13 protein-coding genes are annotated in these 14,872 nt (G+C 70.6%); 12 read left to right on the top strand and 1 reads right to left on the bottom strand.

Going from position 1 to position 14,872, the window contains the following annotated elements:
• Positions 1-15: 15 nt before the first annotated feature.
• The 8 genes from ASD23_RS04430 to ASD23_RS04395 all read left to right on the top strand — a co-directional run bounded on the left by ASD23_RS04430 (position 16) and on the right by ASD23_RS04395 (position 9,442).
• Positions 16-1,464, top strand: a complete 1,449-nt coding sequence (locus ASD23_RS04430) for a sulfatase family protein (RefSeq protein WP_056006743.1) — start codon at positions 16-18, stop codon at positions 1,462-1,464.
• 121 nt (positions 1,465-1,585) lie between these two features.
• Complete coding sequence (locus tag ASD23_RS04425) at positions 1,586-2,860, top strand: ABC transporter substrate-binding protein (protein WP_056006740.1); 1,275 nt, start codon at positions 1,586-1,588, stop codon at positions 2,858-2,860.
• Between the two features lie 4 nt (positions 2,861-2,864).
• Positions 2,865-3,839: a carbohydrate ABC transporter permease gene (locus tag ASD23_RS04420; RefSeq protein WP_056006737.1), complete on the top strand. Its 975-nt coding sequence runs from the start codon at positions 2,865-2,867 to the stop codon at positions 3,837-3,839.
• Positions 3,832-4,737: a carbohydrate ABC transporter permease gene (locus ASD23_RS04415; RefSeq protein WP_082571179.1), complete on the top strand. Its 906-nt coding sequence runs from the start codon at positions 3,832-3,834 to the stop codon at positions 4,735-4,737. Before ASD23_RS04420 ends, ASD23_RS04415 begins: the two co-directional genes overlap by 8 nt.
• Positions 4,738-4,741: 4 nt before the next feature.
• A complete protein-coding gene (locus ASD23_RS04410; RefSeq protein WP_157377001.1) occupies positions 4,742-5,857 on the top strand; it encodes a LacI family DNA-binding transcriptional regulator in 1,116 nt (371 codons plus the stop codon).
• A 37-nt stretch (positions 5,858-5,894) separates the two neighbouring features.
• Positions 5,895-7,085, top strand: a complete 1,191-nt coding sequence (locus ASD23_RS04405; protein WP_056006734.1) for a Gfo/Idh/MocA family protein — start codon at positions 5,895-5,897, stop codon at positions 7,083-7,085.
• Positions 7,086-7,205: 120 nt separating this feature from the next.
• A complete protein-coding gene (tdh, locus tag ASD23_RS04400; RefSeq protein ID WP_056006729.1) occupies positions 7,206-8,249 on the top strand; it encodes an L-threonine 3-dehydrogenase in 1,044 nt (347 codons plus the stop codon).
• Between the two features lie 2 nt (positions 8,250-8,251).
• Positions 8,252-9,442 carry a glycine C-acetyltransferase gene (locus ASD23_RS04395; RefSeq protein WP_056006725.1) on the top strand — a complete coding sequence of 397 codons (1,191 nt, stop codon included), beginning with the start codon at positions 8,252-8,254 and terminating at the stop codon, positions 9,440-9,442.
• 90 nt (positions 9,443-9,532) lie between these two features.
• On the opposite strand, the gene ASD23_RS04390 is transcribed toward ASD23_RS04395, so the two are convergent.
• The gene (locus ASD23_RS04390) at positions 9,533-10,297 is read right to left on the bottom strand and encodes an SDR family NAD(P)-dependent oxidoreductase (RefSeq protein ID WP_056006721.1); all 765 of its coding nucleotides are present in this window, start codon (positions 10,295-10,297) and stop codon (positions 9,533-9,535) included.
• Between the two features lie 86 nt (positions 10,298-10,383).
• On the opposite strand from ASD23_RS04390, the gene ASD23_RS04385 reads away from it, so the two are divergent.
• The 4 genes from ASD23_RS04385 to ASD23_RS04370 all read left to right on the top strand — a co-directional run bounded on the left by ASD23_RS04385 (position 10,384) and on the right by ASD23_RS04370 (position 14,860).
• Complete coding sequence (locus tag ASD23_RS04385; protein ID WP_056006718.1) at positions 10,384-11,451, top strand: LacI family DNA-binding transcriptional regulator; 1,068 nt, start codon at positions 10,384-10,386, stop codon at positions 11,449-11,451.
• Between the two features lie 304 nt (positions 11,452-11,755).
• Positions 11,756-12,697 carry an ABC transporter ATP-binding protein gene (locus ASD23_RS04380; RefSeq protein ID WP_056006711.1) on the top strand — a complete coding sequence of 314 codons (942 nt, stop codon included), beginning with the start codon at positions 11,756-11,758 and terminating at the stop codon, positions 12,695-12,697.
• Positions 12,694-14,340: an ABC transporter permease gene (locus ASD23_RS04375; protein WP_056006708.1), complete on the top strand. Its 1,647-nt coding sequence runs from the start codon at positions 12,694-12,696 to the stop codon at positions 14,338-14,340. The genes ASD23_RS04380 and ASD23_RS04375 overlap by 4 nt, the downstream gene beginning before the upstream one ends.
• A gap of 52 nt (positions 14,341-14,392) precedes the next feature.
• On the top strand, positions 14,393-14,860 hold the full coding sequence (locus tag ASD23_RS04370) for a GbsR/MarR family transcriptional regulator (protein WP_056006705.1): 468 nt from the start codon (positions 14,393-14,395) through the stop codon (positions 14,858-14,860).
• Positions 14,861-14,872: the final 12 nt, after the last annotated feature.

Genomic DNA, 14,872 nt, shown 5'->3' with positions numbered 1-14,872 from the left:
CCGAAGGGGAGTGCCATGCCGGCCTCGATCAGCGGTGATGGGCGTGACGACGCGAACCCAGGAGGAGCATCGGCTCCATCGCGCCCGAACATCCTTCTGATCGTCTCCGACGATCACGGCTACGCCGACCGATCGGCCCTCGGCATCGACCCCGAGGTGCGCACTCCGGCGCTCGACCGCCTGGCTGCCGAGGGCGTCGGCTGCGATGAGGCCTACGTGACGGCACCCGTCTGCTCGCCCTCGCGCGCCGGCCTCATCGCCGGTGCCTACCAGCAGCGGTGGGGTGCGCACTGGTTCGACGACTCGTCGATGGCGGGCCCCGAGCGCCCCTCGCTCGCCGAGCGGCTCCGGGACGTCGGCTACCGCACGGGGTATTACGGCAAGGTGCACTACGGCGCCGAGCGCGAGGGCGATCGCGGAGCACCGCCGCAGCACGGCTTCGACAACAGCTTCTACGGGCTCGCCGGTCAGTCGATGGGACGCCTCAACTACCTGCGGCACTCGAGCGCGGCCGTCGACGAGTACGGCGGGGCGGCGAAGGCCATGGCGGTGCAGCCCATGTCGGCGGGCGGGGAGCCGGTCGAGGTCGAGCGATTCCTCACCGATGAGATCGCCGACCGTGCCGCCGCCTTCATCGCCGCTGACGACGATCGGCCGTTCTTCGCGATGGTCGCCTTCAACGCGGTGCACAACTTCTGCTGGCAGTTGCCCGACGAGGAGCTCGAGGCGCGCGGGCTGCCGAGATTCGAGGACTGGTACCCCGGGGCATCCGACTACCTCGACTGGTACGACGGCGCGATCAGCCCGAACCTGGCGAACGGGCGGGCCTACTACCTCGCCCAGCTCGAGCTGATGGACCGGCAGGTCGGCCGCCTGCTCGATCTGCTCGACGAGCAGGGCATCGGGGACGACACGATCGTCGTCTACACGACCGACAACGGCGGCTCGCAGTGCAACTACGGCCTGAACACTCCGCTCCGCGGCACGAAGTACACGCTCTACGAGGGCGGCATCCGCGTGCCGTTCCTCGTGCGCTGGCGGGCGGCGCTGCCGGGCGGGGTCGTGCGCGACGGACTCGTGAGCTCCATGGACATCGCGGCGACGGCGCTCGCCGCGGCGGGCGGCGGGCTCGACGGGCTCGACGGCCGCGACCTCCTGGCGTTCCTCCGCGGTGACGGCGGCCCGGTTCGCGACGAGCTGCACTGGGACTGCCGTTGGCAGTGGTCGGTGCGGCAGGGCCGGTGGAAGCTCGCCTGGGTCGAGTCCGGCTCACCGCATGCGGCGGAGATCCGGCGCGTCGAGCACACCGAGCCGGGCGACGGCCTCCGCCTCGTCGATCTCGTGGCGGACCCCTCCGAGCAGCGCGACGTGCAGGCCGAGCATCCGGAGGTCGTCGCCGAGCTCACCGCCGCGCGCCGGCGATGGCGGGCCGAGATGGACCGATCGTCCGTGGTTCCGAAGTGAAGCTTGCGTCGCCCCGCGACCGCCGCTACAGTCACGTGTTAATCGTTTAGCTAAACGATTAACATTCGGCGGGCGCAGCCTCGCCATCCTTCACCAAGAGACAGATCCAAAGGAGGATCGGATGCTTCGAAGTGCAATCACCCGTCGCGGGGCCGCCGCGGTGGCCTTGGCCGCCACGGCCGCACTCGCGCTCAGCGCGTGCAGCGACTCGGGTTCGGACGCGGGCGACGGCGAGGCGGTCACGCTCGAATACGGCGTCTGGGACCAGAAGCAGGAGGCCGCGATGAAGGAGATCGCCGCCGCCTTCACCGAGGAGCACCCCGAGGTCACCGTCAAGCTCGTCACGACGCCCTACAAGGAGTACTTCACGAAGCTGCAGACCTCGGTCTCGGGCGGCTCGGCCCCCGACGTCTTCTGGATGAACGGCCCGAACTTCCAGCTCTACGCCTCGAACGGCGTGCTCGCCCCGCTCGACGACCAGGGCATCGACCCGGCCGACTACCCGCAGGGACTCGTGGACCTCTACACCTACGACGGCGAGCTCTACGGCGCCCCGAAGGACTTCGACACCGTCGGACTCTGGTACAACACGGAACTCTTCGATGCCGCGGGAGTGGCCTACCCCGAGGCCGGCTGGACCTGGGACGACCTCAAGGCGACCGCCGCGAAGCTCACCGACCCCGCGACGGGCCAGTTCGGCATCGCCGCCTCCCAGTTCGGCCAGGAGAACTACTACAACTCCATCGCGCAGGCCGGCGGCGAGGTCATCAGCGCCGACGGCACCGAGTCCGGCTACGGCAGCCCCGAGGCACTCGCGGGCATCGAGCTGTGGACCGACCTCATCGCCGCCGGCTCCTCGCCCACCGCGCAGCAGATGACCGACACCAACCCCGAAGACCTCTTCTTCTCGGGCAAGGTCGCCATGTTCCAGAACGGCTCGTGGGCCGCCGGCGCCTACGCCGACAACCCGGACATCGCCGACAAGGTGAACGTCGCCCCGCTCGCCGCGGGCGCCGACGGCAACCAGAGCGTCATCCACGGCCTCGCCAACGTCGTGAACGCGGAGAGCGACCACCTCGATCTCGCCAAGCAGTTCGCCGCCTTCGCGAGCGGCGACGCGGCGTCCGACATCATGGCCGATTCGGGCACCGTCATCCCGGCGTTCGACGGCAAGCAGCAGGCCTGGGTCGATGCGCTGCCGCAGTACGACCTCCAAGTGTACATCGACGCGCTCGAGACCGCCGTGGCCTACCCCGTCTCGAAGAACACCGCCGCGTGGACCTCGATCGAGAGTGAGATCCTCTCGCAGGTCTGGGCCGGCTCGATCTCGCCGAAGGACGGCCTCCAGCAGCTCGCCACCGAGATGCAGGCGGCGCTCGACTCGGAGTCGGAGTAGCACCATGACCGACCTGATCGCGCAGCGCGCGAGCGCGCCGATCTCCGAACTCGATCGGGGGCGGCTCGCGGCCGCCCCCGGTCGGGGGCGGCGGCGCGGGCGGGGACCCGGCCAGTCGTCGTGGTGGGCGCTGCTGTTCATCGGCCCGACTGCCGCCGGCCTCGTCGCGTTCTACCTGTGGCCGACCGTGCGCACCTTCCTCATGTCGTTCACGGAGTCGGGCCCCTTCGGCGGCTCCGAGTTCGTGGGCCTCGACAACTACGTGCGGCTCTTCCAGGACCCCGAGCTGCTCGGTGCCCTCCGCAACACCGCGCTGTACACGGTGATCGCCCTCGTCGGCATCCCGCTCGCGGTCGCCATCGCGGCGCTGCTGAACACGACCGGGCTGCGCGGCCGTGGCATCTACCGCACCCTCTACTTCATCCCGGTCGTCACCATGCCGGCTGCGATCGCGCTCGTCTGGCGCATGATCTACAACGGCGACTACGGCGTGCTCAACGAGGTGCTCGGTGTCTTCGGCATCGAGGGCGCGAGCTGGCTCACCGACCCGAGCACGGCGCTCATCGCGATCGCCGTCGTCGGCATCTGGGCCGGCCTCGGCACGAACATCGTCATCTTCCTCGCGGGACTGCAGGGGATCCCCGACACGGTCATGGAGGCCGCCGACCTCGACGGTGCCGGCCCCGTGCGCAAGTTCTTCTCGATCACCATCCCGCTGCTGAGCCCGAGCATCTTCTTCGTCAGCGTGATCAGCGTCATCGGGGCACTGCAGGTCTTCGACCTCATCTACATGATGCTCGGTACGTCGAACCCGGCGATGCCGAACACCCGCACGATCGTCTACCTCTTCTACCAGGCCGGGTTCATCGACAACGAGAAGGGCTACGCGGCCGCGATCGCGTTCCTCCTGCTCATCATCATCCTGGTGCTGACGGTCGTGCAGTTCCGGCTGCAGAAGAAGTGGGTGCACTATGAGTGACCTCTCCCTCGACACTCGGGCGATGACCGGCGCGGATGTCTCGAGCACACGCGCCGGCGGGACATCCGCTGCCCGTGGCCGCCGCAACCGCGGTCACTGGCTCGTGCACCTGCTGCTCGCCGGCGGCGCGATCCTGATGGTCTTCCCGTTCGTCTGGCAGACCCTCACCGCGTTCAAGACGTTCCAAGACTCGGTGCAGGTGCCACCCGTCGTCATCCCCGACCCGTGGGTGTTCACGAACTTCGCCGAAGTCTTCGACTCGATGCCGTTCGGCCAGATGTTCCTGAACTCGTTGCTGCTCACCGTCGGCCGCACCGTCGGCCAGGTGGTGCTCTGCACGATGGCGGGCTACGCCTTCGCACGCATCCCCTTCCGCGGCCGCAACGTGGTGTTCGTGCTGTTCCTCTCGGTGCTCATGGTGCCCTCGCAGCTCTACCTGCTGCCGCAATACGAGATCATCCAGAGCCTCGGCTGGCTGAATACCCTGCAGGCGCTCATCGTCCCGGGCATCTTCAGCGCGTTCGGCACCTTCCTCATGCGGCAGTTCTTCATGTCGATGCCGTCCGAGCTCGAAGAGGCCGCGCGCATCGACGGCGCGAATCCGTGGCAGACGTTCTGGCGGGTCATGGTGCCGCTCGCGAAGCCCGGCATCATCGCGCTCACCGTCTTCACGGTGCTGTGGTCGTGGAACGACCTGCTCTGGCCGCTCGTCGTGACGACCGACCCCGAGAAGATGCCCCTCTCGGTGGGCCTGTCGCAGCTCGTCGGCCTGCACGGCACTGACTACCCTGTGCTGATGGCGGGCGCACTGCTGGCGACGCTGCCCATGCTGATCACCTTCATGATCCTGCAGAAGCAGTTCATCCAGGGCATCGCCTTCTCGGGAACGAAGGGGTGACGTGATGGTGCGGACGAACGTGGACGGATCGACGACGGGCGGCGGCCACGGCGGTCACCTCGGCAACGGCGGGGGCAGCAGCGCCGCGGGGCGCCGGCGCCCGACGCTGCGCATGGTCGCCGAGCTCGCGGGCGTCTCGACGGCGACCGTCTCGTACGTGTTCTCGGGCCGCAGCGGCGGCGGCTCGGGGGTTGCCGAGCCGACCGCGAAGCGCGTGCTGGAGGCTGCCGAGCAGCTCAACTACCGTCCCAACCGCGCGGCCCGCACGATCCGCACGGGCCGCAGCGACACGGTGCAGCTCTCGCTGCACATGCTGAGCGACCCGTGGTCGCTCGCCGTCGCGGCCGCCGTCAACGAGGAGGCGAACCGTCACGGGCTCACGACGCTCATCCTCGCCGACGGCGACTGGTACGCGGCGCTCGACCGGGTCGAGAGCGACGTGGCCTACCTCGACGGCGCGATCGGCACCGATGACGCCGAGCAGAAGGTGCAGGCCCTCGCCGAGCGCGGGCAGCGCCTGGTGGTCTTCAGCGAGACGCTGGAGCCCAACGGCTACGACGTGATCCGCTCCGATGCGATCCCGGGTTGCTACCTCGCGATGGACCACCTGCTCGAACGGCACACCGCGATCGGATGCCTCGTGGCCGAGGACGCCGTGCACGCCCCCCGGGGTTCGCGGTACACGCCCTACCTCGAGCGCATGCGCGAGCACGGCCTGCCGATCGTGCCCGAGCACACCGCGACGTACGCCGGAACGCAGGCGAGCGCCTTCACCGCGGCCGTCGGACTGCTCTCGCGGAAGGATCGTCCGACGGCCGTCTACGCCACGACCGACTTCGCGGCGATCGCGGCGATCAACGCCGCGCACATGCTCGGCCTCCGTGTGCCGCACGACGTCGCTGTCATCGGCGTCGGCAACACCCCAGACGCGCAGTCGGTCGCGCCGACCCTGACGACCGTCGGCCCGACCGACTTCTACCGCCGGCAGGCGGAGATCATCGTGGCGCGCGCGCTCGAGCCGGACGCGACCGAGGCCCGCCTGCACGAATTCCCCTGGTCGCTCGTTCCGGGCGGCTCGACCGATCTCGACGCCCCGCCTCGCGCGGCGCGCACGCTGTGACCCCGCGCACGCGGAACACCTGAAGGAGCACCACCCCGTGGATCTGAACATCGGCATCGTCGGCTTCGGCGCACGCTCGACCCTCTGGAAGGAGGCGCACCGCCCCGGCCGGGGCTCCCGCGTCGTCGCCGTGTGCGATCTCGCCGAGCGGTCACGGGCCGATGCGCGGGCAGTGCTGCCCGAGGCATCCGTCACCGATTCGCTCGACGAACTGCTCGCGAGCGGGATCGACGCAGTGATGGTGCTGACGCCCGACCACCAGCACGCGCCGGTCGCGATCGCCGCGCTCGAGGCGGGCGTGCCCGTCTTCTGCGAGAAGCCGCTCGCCGTGACGGTCGACGACGCCGACGCGATCCTCGAGACCGCGCGGCGCACGGGCACCCGGTTGTACGTCGGGCACAACATGCGGCACATGTCGGTCGTGCTGCTCATGCGGCGACTCATCCTCGAGGGGCGCATCGGCGAGGTGAAGGCGATCTGGTGCCGCCACTTCGTGGGCAACGGCGGCGACTACTACTTCAAGGACTGGCATGCGGAGCGCGAGAAGACGACGGGGCTGCTCCTCCAGAAGGGCGCGCACGACCTCGACGTCATCCACTGGCTGGCCGGGGCGTACACGAGCGAGGTGCAGGCGATGGGCTCGCTCAGCGTGTACGGCGACATCGGCGACCGCCGCGACCGTTCGGGGGAGCGCATGCGCGACTGGTTCAGCCTCGACAACTGGCCGCCGGCCGCGCAGAGCGGGCTCAACCCCGTGATCGACGTCGAGGACATCTCGATGGTCAACATGCGCCTCGGCAACGGGGTGCTCGCGAGCTACCAGCAGTGCCACTTCACGCCCGACTACTGGCGCAACTACACCGTCATCGGCACCGAGGGGCGCATCGAGAACTTCGGGGATGTCTCGGGCTCGGAGGTGCGGCTCTGGAACCGCCGCCATCAGGGTGCGGCGCCGGCCGACGAGACCTTCATCGTGCCCGAGGCGCCCGAAGACGTCGGGCACGACGGCGCCGACGCGCTCCTCGTCGCGGAGTTCCTGCGGTTCGTGCGAGACGGCGGCACGACCGAGACGTCTCCGGTCGCGGCCCGCGAGGCCGTCGCGGTCGGCGTCCGGGCGACGGAGTCGCTGCGCGGCGACGGCGCCACCCTCGCCGTGCCGCAGCTGGCACCCGACCTCGTCGACTACTTCGAGGCGGGCCAGGTCGAGCCCGCGTCGGCGCACCGCTGACGCTGCGTAACATATTACTCCGCGCCGATACGATTGACCTGTCATCCGGCGCACCCACCGGACCACTCGCATGAGCCGCCGCACCCAGTGGCTCATGTTCTGAACAACGGAGTTTCTGCGATGAAGGCCCTCTTCAAACCCGCCCCCGGCGCCGGCCTGGAGTACGTCGAGCGGCCGGAGCCCGAGACGGGCCCCGCAGACGTGAAGATCCGGGTGCTGCGCACCGGCATCTGCGGCACCGACCTGCACATCGAGAAGTGGGACGACTGGGCCGCGTCGACGATCGCCGCACCGCTCATCCCCGGCCACGAGTTCTTCGGCGAGGTGGTCGAGGTCGGGCCGCTCGTGCACGACGTCGCCGTCGGCGACCGCGTCTCGGGCGAGGGACACATCGTGTGCGGCATGTGCCGCAACTGCCGCGCGGGCCGCCGCCAGATGTGCATCCGCACCAAGGGCGTTGGCCTCCATCGCGACGGCGCGTTCGCGGAGTACATCGTCATCCCCGGCGAGAACGTGTGGGTGCACCACGCCTCGGTCGAGCCCGAGGTCGGGGCGATCTTCGACCCCTTCGGCAACGCGGTGCACACCGCGCTCGCCTTCTCGGTCGTCGGCGAAGACGTGCTCGTCACGGGCTGCGGCCCGATCGGGCTCATGTCGATCGCGGTCGCCCGGCATGTCGGCGCCCGCTTCATCGTCGCCACGGATGTCTCGCCGGCACGCCTGTCGCTGGCGCTCGAGATGGGCGCCGACGCCGTCGTCGACGTTTCGAAGGAACGGGTGCGGTCGGCGCAGGAGCGACTCGGCATGCGCGAGGGCTTCGACGTCGGGTTCGAGATGTCGGGCTCGGCGAAGGCGCTGCCCGAGATGATCGAGAACATGAACCACGGCGGTCGCATGGCGCTGCTCGGCCTGCCGGCGGAGCCGTACGCGATCGACTGGGGCAAGGTCGTCACCCACATGCTCACCATGAAGGGCATCTACGGACGCGAGATGTTCGAGACCTGGAACTCGATGAGCGCGATGCTGCAGACGAGCCCGCAGCTGCGCTCGCGCGTCGCCTCGATCATCAGCGATCGCTACCCGGCGCGCGAGTGGCGTGCGGCGTTCGACGCGGCCGCCTCCGGCGGCGTCGGCAAGGTCATCCTCGACTGGACGGAGCTCTAGACATGTACGGAACGGTTCGCGACCAGCTTCGCAACGAGCTCGACGAGATCGAGGCTGCGGGTCTCACGAAGCGCGAGCGCGGCATCCACGGCCCGCAGTCCTCCGAGATCGAGGTCGCCGGGCGCGAGGTGCTGAACTTCTGCGCCAACAACTACCTCGGGCTCGCGAACGACCCGCGCATCGTCGCGGCGGCGCACGCCGGGCTCGACGAGTGGGGCTACGGACTCGCGAGCGTGCGGTTCATCTGCGGCACGCAGGAGCTGCACCTCGAACTCGAGCAGCGGGTCTCGTCATTCCTCGGCTACGACGACACGATCCTCTTCTCCTCGTGCTTCGACGCCAACGGCGGCGTCTTCGAGGTGCTCTTCGGGCCCGACGACGCGATCATCTCCGACGAGCTGAACCACGCCTCGATCATCGACGGCATCCGGCTCTCGAAGGCGGGCCGGTACCGCTACCAGAACCGCGACATGGCGGACCTCGAGGCGCAGCTGGTCACGGCATCCGATGCCCGTCGCCGCGTGATCGTGACCGACGGCGTCTTCTCGATGGACGGCTACATCGCGCCCCTTGCCGAGATCTGCGACCTCGCCGACAAGTACGACGCGCTCGTCTTCGTCGACGACTCGCACGCCGTCGGCTTCGTCGGCGAGCACGGCCGCGGCACGCCCGAGCACTGCGGCGTCGAGGGTCGCGTCGACATCACGACCGGCACCTTCGGCAAGGCGCTCGGCGGGGCATCCGGCGGCTATGTCGCCGCCCGCCAGGAGATCGTCGATCTGCTGCGCCAGCGCGCTCGGCCCTACCTCTTCTCCAACACCCTCGCCCCGGCGATCGTGGCGGGCACGATCCAGGCGCTCGAGCTGCTCGCCTCCTCGGGCGAGCTGCGCGAGAAACTGCGGGCGAACGCGTCGCTCTTCCGCTCCCTGATGACGGATGCCGGCTTCGACCTGCTCCCCGGTGAGCACCCGATCGTGCCCGTGATGTTCGGCGATGCCGCCCTCACCGCACGCATGGCCGACGCGCTGCAGCGGCACGGGGTGTACGTCACGGCCTTCAGCTTCCCGGTGGTGCCCCGCGGGGCGGCGCGCATCCGCGTGCAGCTCTCCGCTGCGCACTCCGAGGAGGAGATCCGGCGCTGCGTCGCCGCGTTCGTCACGGCTCGCGACGAGGTCGTCTCGCCGGTCGAGTAGGCGCGCCAGCGCCGTATCGAGACCCGTGCTCCCAGAAGCAGGTTTCGAGACGCTCGCTGCGCTTGCTCCTCAACCCACGAGGCAGGCGTGTCAGCGCCCGCGGGCCCCGATGCGGGCGCCGACCGATCCGGGCGCGAATCGCGCGAGGCCGACGAGCAACCGGTAGCGGAGCGAGGGCACCGAGAGGGACTTGCCGCGGGCGGTGTCCCGCAGCGCCTCGGCGACGACCTTCCGCGCGTCGAGCCACATCCAGCCCGGAACCCCTTCCTGGCCCGGCGGCAGTCCCAGCCGTTCGTGGAACTTCGTGTGCGTGTAGCCGGGGCACACGGCCGTCGTCGTGACGCCTTGCCGCGCGTACTGCCCGTTCGCCCACTCGCTGAACACGACCAGCCAGCGCTTGCAGGCGCCATATGTCGATCGCGGAATGAACGCGCCGACCGACGCGATGTTGATGATCCGCCCCCGTCGGCGGGGGAGCATCGACCGCAGGGCTGCGTGGCTCAGACGCAGGGGCACCTCGACGTGCAGGTGCAGATGGCGCACCTCGACCTCGACGTCGTTGGCCGCGAAGTCGAGCGGCAGGCCGAACCCCGCGTTGTTGACGAGCAGGTCGATCGGCCGTGCGGCATCGGAGAGGCGCTCGACCACCCGCGCCAGGTGACGCGGCTTCAGCAGGTCGGCCGGCAGCACCTCGACCTCGACGCCGTGCTCGCGGCGGATCCGCATGGCCAGCTCGTCGAGGGCGGTGCGGTCGCGCGCCACGAGCACGAGGTGGGCGCCGGTGGCGGCGAGCTGTCTGGCGAACTCGGCGCCGAGCCCGGAGCTCGCGCCGGTGATGAGGGCGGTTCTCGACATGCGGCCGAGCCTAGGCGATGCCGCGGGTCGAGCGCTCGGCACGCCGCGGATCGCCGATCGAATCGATTCGGCCTAGACTCGGCCCCATGCAGCCCGATGCCGCTCAACGCCCGACGCTCGCCGATGTCGCGGCACGCGCGGGCGTCTCGCAGTCGACCGCCTCGCTCGCCTTCAGCGGCTCGGGCCCCGTGTCCGCCGCCACGAAGGAGCGCGTGCTCGCCGCGGCATCCGATCTCGGTTACGCCGGTCCCGACCCGCGCGCCCGCTCGCTGCGCCGCGGGCGTTCGGGCATCGTCGGCGTCGTGCTCGAGGAGCGCGTGCGCGCGGCGTTCCTCGACCCCGTGAAGATCCAGATGCTCGACGGCATCTCCGAGGGCATCGCGCCGCTCGGCGCCGGCCTCCTGCTGCTCACCGACACCGGAGAGGCGGGCGAGAACGCCGTCAGCATCGAGAGCGCGCCCGTCGACGCCGTCGTGCTCGTGGGCTGCAGTCCGCGCCTCGGCGTCACGATCGAGGCGCTGCGTCGCCGCGGCATCCCCGCCGTCGCCATCGAGGGCGACACCGGTGAGGACATCCCCGAGATCTCGATCGACAACCTCCAGGCGACTCGGCGGGGCGCCGAGTACCTGCGGCAATTGGGCCATACGGATGTCGCGATCGTGACGCTGCCCTTCGACGCGGCGCGCACTCGGGGCCCCCTCACCAGGGAGCTGCTGGAGTCGAGCACGGCAGCCACGGCGAGCCAGCGCCTCGCCGGCGCTCGCGAGATCTTCCCCGAGGCGACGGGCCGCGCCGCCGGGGCGAGCTCGATCGAGGAGGGACTCGAGGCTGCGCGGGCGCTGCTCGCCGACCCGGAGAACCGTCCGACGGCGATCATCGCGCAGAGCGACCTGCTGGCGGCGGGTGTCATCCAGGCGGCCGAGGAGCTCGGCATGCAGGTGCCGGCCGATCTCAGCGTGCTCGGCTTCGACGGCATCCGGGTCGACGGCCTGCAGCACGACCTCACGACGCTCGCGCAGCCCTCGGTCGCGAAGGGGCGGGCGGCCGGCGAGGCCGTCGTGCAGCTGCTCTCGGGCGAGCCGCCGGCGTCGCGGTGCTTCACGAGCACGCTGCACGTCGGCGACACGACGGCCGTGCCCCGAGTGGCGGGCTGACGGCGCTCGCTGCTCGCTGCTGGCTGCTCACCGCTGGCCGCCCGCTGCTCGCACCGGCTCTCCGGTCAACGAGATGCCACTCGTTGCCGGTTGCGGCCGTGTCGATGCGACAACTTGCGTCACCTCGACTTGTGTCACCTCGACGCCGCGCACCCCGGGCATGCGCCCCAAGGATGCGCCCACGCGCGTGCCCCGGTGACGCCGCAGGGCCACGCAGTCCGGTCGCCCCGCGGCATCCGACCCCCCTGTAAGGGTTCCGTTAGGAAGATTCACAAATTTGTGAAACGAGCGTAGTGTCGGCCTCATGAACACCGTCATCGAAACACGCGGCCTCGAGAAGCACTTCGGCCGCGTGCGTGCACTCGACGGGCTCGACCTCAGCGTCGAGGCCGGCGAGGTGCACGGGTTCCTCGGCCCGAACGGCGCGGGGAAGTCCACCACCATTCGCGTGCTGCTCGGCCTCATCCGGGCCAGCGGCGGCAACGCGACGCTCTTCAGCCGCGACCCCTGGCGCGACGCCGTCGAGCTGCACCGGCGCATCGCCTACGTGCCGGGCGACGTGAACCTCTGGTCGAACCTCTCGGGCGGTGAGTCGATCGACCTCCTCACGCGCCTGCGGGGCGGCACGACCGACAAGCGCGCCTACGCGGCGCGGCGCGAGCACCTCGCCGAGGTCTTCCAGTTCGACCCGTCGAAGAAGGGCCGCACCTACTCGAAGGGCAACCGGCAGAAGGTCGCGCTCATCGCCGCGCTCGCCACGCCAGCCGACCTCTACATCCTCGACGAGCCCACCTCGGGCCTCGACCCGCTCATGGAGGCGGTCTTCCGTCAGGAGATCGCGGCCCTCCTCGGCGACGGCGCGACCGTGCTCCTGTCGAGCCACATCCTCTCGGAGGTCGAGCACCTGTGCGACCGCGTGAGCATCATCCGCGCCGGGCGCACGGTCGAGACGGGCACGCTCGCCGAGCTCCGCCACCTCACCCGCACCGAGGTCTCCTTCGCGGGTGAAGGACTCGACGCGGCGGGCTTCGCCACGATCCCCGGCGCGCACGACCTCGTGGTCGACGGCGCCCGTGTGCGCTTCACCGCCGACTCCGACGCCATGCCCGACGTGCTCGCCGCCCTCGGTCGCCTGCGCGCGACCGGTGTCACCGTGAACCCGCCCTCGCTCGAGGAGCTCTTCATGCGGCACTACCACGACGAGATCGACGAGCCGGCGCGATCGAGTCTCGAGGGCGTGCGATGAAGACCCTGCCGACCCTGCTCCTCGCGCGGTTCCGCCGCGACCGGGTGCAGATCATCGTGTGGCTCGCGCTCTTCGCGCTGCTCGAGGTCGCCGGTCGCGGCGCCGTCACCGAGACCTACGGCGATGACGCCGAACGGGCGAGTGTCATCAGGCTCGTGATCATGAGCCCCGCCATCCTGATGCTCCGCGGCACTCCGCAGGGCACCGACCCCGACGCATTCCAGTTCTTCCTGCTCTTCGGCTTCCTGGGACTCATGGTCGGCCTGATGATGACGTTCCTCGCCGTGCGACACACGCGCGGCGACGAGGAGGCGGGCAGGGCCGAGCTCGTCGGATCCACTCCCGCCGGCCGCATCGCGCCGCTGCTCGCGACGGCGCTCGAGGGCGTCATCCTGAGTGCGCTGGTCGGCGCGATCATGGGCGGCGTGGCCTTCGCGTACGGGGCGGATGCCTCGGGCGCCCTGCTCTACGGCGCGGCACTGTCGGCCGTGGGCATCGCGTACCTCGGCGTCGGGCTCGCGTGCGCGCAGCTCATGCGCACCTCGCGCGGGGCGAACGGGCTCGCGGCCGCGATCGTGACCCTCGGCTACGCCTTCCGCGCGATGGGGGATGCCACGGGCACCGTGCAGCCCGACGGGCTCAGCATGGAGGCGGGCTGGTGGAGCTGGCTCAGCCCGATCGGCTGGGGCCAGGCGGTCGCGCCGTACACGCATCAGCGACTCTGGCCGCTCGCGCTCTGCGTCGCCCTCGGGGCGGTGCTCTTCGCCGCCTCCGCGTGGCTGCAGTCGCACCGCGACCTCGACTCGAGCATCGTGCCCGAGCGGGCGGGCCGCCTGCATGCGCCGCTGAGCCTCTCGGGCCCGATCGGCCTCGTCTGGCGCACGCTCCGCAACCCCGTCATCGGCTGGACCGTCGGCGGTGCGCTCTTCGGACTCGTACTGGGCGCCGTCGGGCAGACGGTCGTCGACCTCGTGAACACCCCCGACGGCCAGGAGGCCGGGCAGGCGATCACCGACACCCTCGCCGCGATCGCGGGGCCGAACGCCGAGGGCGGGCTGATCGACCTCTTCACGACCGGGCTCTTCGGATTCGTCGGGGTGCTCGCCGCGGTCGGCGGCGTGCAGGCGATCATGCGCGCCCGGCAGGATGAGGCCGGCGGCACGGCAGAACTCGTGCTCGCCGCGCCCGTCTCGCGGTTCCGCTGGTTCTCCGCGTACCTCCTGATCGGCGCCGTCTCGGTCGCCGCGGTGCTGGCCTTCGCGGTGCTCGGCGCCTTCGTCGGACTCATCGGGTCGCCGGATGCCGGTGAGCGCATGTCGACCGTCGCCGAGGCGGGGCTCGCCCAGCTGCCGGCCTGCCTCGTGATCGTCGCGGTCGCCGCCCTCGTGTTCGCCCTCGTGCCTCGGGCGTCGATCGCCCTCGGCTGGGCGGTGCTGCTCGTCGCGATCGTACTGGGGCAGTTCGGCGGTCTCTTCGGGTTCCCCGAGTGGGTGCGCGACCTCTCGCCGTTCACCCACACGCCGATCGTCACGGCCGAGACGATCGACTGGTCGGCCGCGTGGGTCATGTCGGGCATCGCGGTCGTCGTGGCCGCGGGGGCCACGGCCCTCGTGCGGCGACGGGACCTGGCACTCGGCGGGTGACGGCGGGCGCGGGGCATCCGCTCGGCCCCGCTCGTTCTGTGAGGATGGGGAGATGGCGCGAGACGAACAGGCGATGAACGAGTTCGTCGAGCAGTCCGCCGCGGCGATGGCCGAGGCGGGCTTCCCTCGCATGCCCGCGCGAGTACTCATGGCGCTCATCGCCGCCGAGTCGAACGGGCTCACAGCCCGCGAGCTGAGCGACCAGCTCGTCGCGAGCGCCGCCGCGATCTCGGGCGCCGTGCGGTACCTGCAGACGCTGCGCATGGTGCGCCGCGTGTCGCAGCCCGGCTCGCGTCGGGTGCTCTACGAGCTGCCCGAGCACGCCTGGTACACGGTGACGATGGGCAAGAACCCGCTCTACGACCACCTCGAGGCGCTCGCGTCGAAGGCCGTCGCGGCGATCGACGACCCCGACTCGCTCGCCTCGCAGCGCATCGCCGAGATGAGCGACTTCTTCCTCTTCATCCAGCGCCGCATGCCCGAGCTGCTCGTCGAATGGCGCGCCGAGCGCGGGGCCTGAGCGCCCGTCGAC

The organism is Agromyces sp. Root1464, assembly GCF_001427265.1.
Lineage (GTDB): Bacteria > Actinomycetota > Actinomycetes > Actinomycetales > Microbacteriaceae > Agromyces > Agromyces fucosus.
This window is presented reverse-complemented; position numbering and strand designations above follow the sequence as displayed.

Bases quoted from the DNA above. Each gene is read 5' to 3' on its own strand.
- ASD23_RS04430 (WP_056006743.1), top strand. From the start codon at position 16: ATGCCGGCCTCGATCAGCGGTGATGGGCGTGACGACGCGAACCCAGGA.
- ASD23_RS04425 (WP_056006740.1), top strand. From the start codon at position 1,586: ATGCTTCGAAGTGCAATCACCCGTCGCGGGGCCGCCGCGGTGGCCTTG.
- ASD23_RS04420 (WP_056006737.1), top strand. From the start codon at position 2,865: ATGACCGACCTGATCGCGCAGCGCGCGAGCGCGCCGATCTCCGAACTC.
- ASD23_RS04415 (WP_082571179.1), top strand. From the start codon at position 3,832: ATGAGTGACCTCTCCCTCGACACTCGGGCGATGACCGGCGCGGATGTC.
- ASD23_RS04410 (WP_157377001.1), top strand. From the start codon at position 4,742: ATGGTGCGGACGAACGTGGACGGATCGACGACGGGCGGCGGCCACGGC.
- tdh (WP_056006729.1), top strand. From the start codon at position 7,206: ATGAAGGCCCTCTTCAAACCCGCCCCCGGCGCCGGCCTGGAGTACGTC.
- ASD23_RS04395 (WP_056006725.1), top strand. From the start codon at position 8,252: ATGTACGGAACGGTTCGCGACCAGCTTCGCAACGAGCTCGACGAGATC.
- ASD23_RS04390 (WP_056006721.1), bottom strand. From the start codon at position 10,297: ATGTCGAGAACCGCCCTCATCACCGGCGCGAGCTCCGGGCTCGGCGCC.
- ASD23_RS04385 (WP_056006718.1), top strand. From the start codon at position 10,384: ATGCAGCCCGATGCCGCTCAACGCCCGACGCTCGCCGATGTCGCGGCA.
- ASD23_RS04380 (WP_056006711.1), top strand. From the start codon at position 11,756: ATGAACACCGTCATCGAAACACGCGGCCTCGAGAAGCACTTCGGCCGC.
- ASD23_RS04375 (WP_056006708.1), top strand. From the start codon at position 12,694: ATGAAGACCCTGCCGACCCTGCTCCTCGCGCGGTTCCGCCGCGACCGG.
- ASD23_RS04370 (WP_056006705.1), top strand. From the start codon at position 14,393: ATGGCGCGAGACGAACAGGCGATGAACGAGTTCGTCGAGCAGTCCGCC.